Genomic DNA, 4,545 nt, shown 5'->3' on the forward strand with positions numbered 1-4,545 from the left:
CACCGGCCCCGCCGGTCAGGGTATCATCGCCCTCCCCGCCTTGCAGAGTGTCATTCCCGGCATTGCCCTCGATCACATCTTGGCCGGTATGGGCGTAAATCACATCGTCCCCATCGCCGCCAATGACCGTGTCATCCCCACCCGTGGGCCGCAACGTGTCATCGCCCGCACCGCCGATCAGCAGATTGCCGGAGTTATCGCCGTAAAGCGCATCGTCAAAGCCCGATCCGGTCAGGTTTTCGATGCCCGTGAAGACATCGCCCAAGGCATCGCCGGTTTGCGCCTGAACACCCCGCAGGTCGGCGATCACACCGGCCCCTGCGCCTGCATAGCTGGCGGTGTCAACGCCCGCGCCGCCATCCAGACTGTCTGCCCCGGCACCGCCGATCAGGGTGTCGTTGCCATCAAGACCGAGAAGCGTGTCAGCGTCTGCGGTGATCTGGTCGCCATCAATGTCAGCATAGGCAACGTCAATCAGATCATTCCCGGTTGTGCCGGTAACAATGCCGTCGGCCGAGGGGGCACCGAAACTTTCACTGTAGGTCTCCACTGTGGGAAGCAAGTTCAGCAGTAAAGCAATAGCTTCGGGGGTCGTGGCCAGAGTTGGATCGGCGGTCAGTTCCTCCAGCAGCCACGTTTCAAGGTCCAAAGGAACGCCGAAGGGAATGTCGATGGCGGAATAAATCACGTATTCGCCTTGAAGGATCGTGTCGCCACCTGTGCCCTCAAACCCGTCTATGAAAACGATTTCCTGCGTCCCGTCGCCATCGACATCGCGCAACACAATCGCGTCGCGCAAATCTGAGCTAAGAGCTTGAAGGTTATCGCCCGCTTGCAAGTGGCTCAACACGCTGTCGTTGTGGACGCGAATGCCGCCTGCAACATAGTTATGGTGTTCTCGGACTTCGAAGTTATAGGTCTGCCATCCTTGCGCCGCCTCTTCCTTGAGCACGGTATTGCCGTGAAAGGCGATGGTCTTGGTGGCGGATTGTTCGAAAAGGTGCGCGGTCTTGGCGGAATGGGTGATGACCTCACCCGCCGCCGTGACAATGGAGCCATCCGTATCGGTCAAGCGCACCGTGCCGCCGCCGAGGCGGAGCATGTGGCCGATTTCCATGTAATCGCCTGTCTCGGTCAGGAAACGGTGGCCGGGGGTGGAGACAAGGTCCTCACGCCCATCCGCAAAGGTAAGCCGCACGAATTCCTGGGTGGTGTTGGTGAAAAGCTTGTCCACGACGCCGGGGACGGGGTTGCCGCGGGGGTCGTGCGTCAGAACGATGTCCTTAGATGTAATCCTCTCAATTGGCTTCTCCGGCCCACCCCAAAGTTTCACTAGCGTGCCTGCGGGGAAGCACATGTCAGTTGCGCCGCCGAAAATGATACGCTGGTTGTTCAACTCATTGGAATGATAGATCGTCGTGGCGTCTCCCGTGATGTTGTTTGTATAGGTGAAGGAGCCCACTGTAGGATGCGCAACGGTGTAATCCGCCTCATTGCCAAGGAAAATCACCTGATTGCTGAAACCGCCATCTAGAAAAATGGAATTGTTGCCCGTTCCAGGACGCACGACATCGTTGTTCAACCCAACGCTTATTGTGTCATCTCCGGCTCCGCCGCCGATTATGTCCGAGCCGCGCCCGCCAATAAGTTGATCGCTTCCATCCGTTCCTTCGACAGTCAGGTTCAGGGTCGCATCGTCGAGCAGAACTGCTATTGGAGAATAATCGCTCAGTTGCCAGACGTTTGCGCCATCCTGGAACACGTTTAAGCCGCCGCCGGGAAAACCCTGAATGTCCGTCTGATTGCCTAAACCTAGCGGGAAGAGCTCAGCCAGAAGTGCATGATAGCTGTAGCCGATGGTCTCCAAAACCGTCGTCGCAAATGAATTGCTGTTCTGAAAGGTGTCGTAGTTGATATCTTCGCCAACGCTTTGTAACGCCTGGGCGACATTCGAAATGAGCTGCCAGAGCTGATCTGTTGTCTGGCCTTCATTGGGAGTCAACTCAACCCGAACATATTGGTAAGGGTTCGTGAAGCTGCCATTTGATGCAACTCCAGTCGTAAACTCGTTGTTCTCATTGTCGCGCCCGCCATGCGGACGCGTGCCATCGGCATGGAAGTCCCAATCCCCGAGGGCAAGTGAATTCGGCATCTGAACTTCGATTTCCGTCCATTGCCCTTGATCAGTTTCATAAGCGAACTGCAAGTGCCCTGAATCTTCAACAAAATTTGGCCACAAGAACCCTGATGTATTTGGGATAAAGTTAGCAGCAATATAAACTGCGCTCATGGCTTCTCTCCTGGCTGGGCTTTCGTGAATTAGTTAAAAGACATTCTTGGTATATTCAGGTGCAACAGGTGCACTGCTCCTTCTGCACCCATGTCTATGGCGACGCCTTGATTGTGAAAGGGTACGCAGCGGTAAAGGTTTACCAGACAGTGCCGTTTGGCCATGGGGGTCAGATTCAGAAAAAGGTATTGGGTCTGCCCGCGCCCAAGGGTTCCCTCGAAACCATGAATGGTATGAAAGCTATCAGGCATGTTTAACAACCATTCGCGCACAAGGTCGCGCTTCCCGAACGCATGAGCTACATTGAAAAAACAAATCGCGGCCTGCTTGGGACGCTTGATCGAACTCCATCTTAAACGTGATTCAATATTGAGCGGCTTGTTCGGGTTTTCTAGACAACTTTGCGCATCTGGAAACTTCGCCAGCGCTAATGCAAAACCAAGTCGTGTCCAACGTCCAACATTTGCTTTGTCATCGAAGACTTTCCAGCCGACCACTTTGTCATCACGCCGAATATCAACCAATACATCATGAAACGCATGATCGCGATAGTTCGGAACTACTGCCCCTCCCTGCACATACGTGAACCAGAGCACGGAAAACGTGATCAGAAAGAGCGCAAATTTCTTTACTATTAGCTTCATGCGACGCTCTGATCACCCACACCATTGAATTCAACGGCTTGTCTGGAGCCATTTACGTGCTTCGCGTTGCAAGAGGTGGCTTTTGTTTCGATGGTGGTGTTTTTTAAGAAATGCGCAGTCTCGGCAGAATAGGTGATGGCTTCACCTTTGAACTCGGCAAACGAGAAATCCGTTCCGATGCGTTCTTTGGTTCCACGCCTAAGCCGCATCAAATGCTCGGCCTTGCCTCGATTGCAAAGGAAATGTGGGATGGATCGCAGTCGCGCGGACTTGTAGGCTGTTTTGGGAAACTCACTCATGACACAACACTCACACCTTTGACGCGAATGTGCGTCTTGGGTAGAACGATGTCAACACACAGTACGCTCGGATTATGAGTGTCATTTCCGTTCTCTTTCCCTTTCCACAAACTCATACCTTTCCCGCGCGTTTTCCAACATTCTGGCCAAGTGTTCGCCATTTGTCGCCAAATCGTCTGCCAGCCTTTGCCCGGTTTGGTGGAAAAAACCGGATAAGTGTGGGAAATGGATGCCTTCTAAAGCGGCTAGAGTGATGCAATTTCCTCTGATACCTTTCAAAATCGTGGAAATGTGCTGTTCCCTTATCACTTGCTTGATCGGGTTTGGGTCCGCGCCTTCGGTCATGTCGAAGAGTTTGGACGCGATTTCCGCTTGGCCGATTTCCCAGATCGGGTGGTTGGGCCATCTTGCGCGGTTTTGGTCTGAAAGGGATGGTTCGGTATAGCGGATCACGCTGCCTGTTTGGCGGCAAAGGTCGCCAAATCGGGCGAACAGGTCTTCCCAAGTGCGGATATTCCAAGTGTCTTTCAGCAAGTCTTTGCCCGCGCGGTATTCGATGCGCCAGATGGCGTGGCGGCAGGCGGCGGGGTCCAACGGTGGCAGGGCGCGTTTGGCGCGGCCCTCGTTCCAGATGTGCCGCCAATGACCTATTTGTGGGCTGCGACCGCAGCTTTGGGATCAGATGATGGACGGCGGCTTTGGGCCGTCACCGTCGTCCAAGTCGACCCAGTCTTGCCAGCTGCGCCAGCATTTTTGACCCCGAGTCTGCGGATCCTGTGCCTCCTGCGGAACCCGTCTGCCCCATCCCTTGCCGAACAGGCATCTGCTGCACACCGAAGAACTGCCGCGCCCTGAGGGCTGCGTATTCCGCCCCACTTGCCCCGCCGATCAAGTAGCGATTGTAGGCCTGTTGGCTGCCCATTGCGGCGCGGGCGAAGCTGTAGCTTCCGCCAAGACCGCCGGAGAGGGCAGGCATCATGATGTTACCGGAGATTGCGCGGACGATGAATGGGGTGGCGATGATGAAGCCCTTGGCCATGAGAACCATCATGAAAAAGGGGATGAGCGCACCGATATTTGATGCCCCTTCCGGGTCGCCAAGCTCACCGATCAGGGCGGATGATACACCTGTGATTGTTGCGAACACGCCGGCGACGACTATGGGGTAGAGCGCGAAGGAAACCAACGCCGACAGCCAGCGCGCGAAATAGTGGTTGGTGACCTCGAAGAGGGGCGGGAAAATCATCACCGGTGCGATCCCGATCAGAAGTGCGATCATCAGGCGGGATGCGACGAGGATGAAGGGGGCCAG

4 protein-coding genes and 1 pseudogene are annotated in these 4,545 nt (G+C 55.1%); all 5 read right to left on the reverse strand.

Features of this window, described 5'->3' with window-relative positions:
* Positions 1-2,290, reverse strand: a pseudogene (locus ACRBCU_RS16655) (hypothetical protein); the annotation flags it as partial.
* 29 nt (positions 2,291-2,319) lie between these two features.
* Positions 2,320-2,934, reverse strand: coding sequence for a hypothetical protein (locus ACRBCU_RS16660; RefSeq protein WP_431366520.1), 615 nt, complete (start codon positions 2,932-2,934; stop codon positions 2,320-2,322).
* Complete coding sequence (locus tag ACRBCU_RS16665) at positions 2,931-3,233, reverse strand: hypothetical protein (protein WP_431366521.1); 303 nt, start codon at positions 3,231-3,233, stop codon at positions 2,931-2,933. Before ACRBCU_RS16665 ends, ACRBCU_RS16660 begins: the two co-directional genes overlap by 4 nt.
* 81 nt (positions 3,234-3,314) lie before the next feature.
* Positions 3,315-3,827 carry a hypothetical protein gene (locus ACRBCU_RS16670; RefSeq protein WP_431366522.1) on the reverse strand — a complete coding sequence of 171 codons (513 nt, stop codon included), beginning with the start codon at positions 3,825-3,827 and terminating at the stop codon, positions 3,315-3,317.
* A 112-nt stretch (positions 3,828-3,939) separates the two neighbouring features.
* The coding region (locus ACRBCU_RS16675; protein ID WP_431366523.1) for a type IV secretion system protein at positions 3,940-4,545 on the reverse strand (606 nt) is incomplete at its 5' end.

This window comes from Planktotalea sp. (assembly GCF_050633725.1).
Lineage (GTDB): Bacteria > Pseudomonadota > Alphaproteobacteria > Rhodobacterales > Rhodobacteraceae > Planktotalea.

What these genes read in the sequence shown, in the direction of transcription:
- ACRBCU_RS16660 (WP_431366520.1), bottom strand. Translation starts at nt 2,934, where the DNA reads ATGAAGCTAATAGTAAAGAAATTTGCGCTCTTTCTGATCACGTTTTCC.
- ACRBCU_RS16665 (WP_431366521.1), bottom strand. Translation starts at nt 3,233, where the DNA reads ATGAGTGAGTTTCCCAAAACAGCCTACAAGTCCGCGCGACTGCGATCC.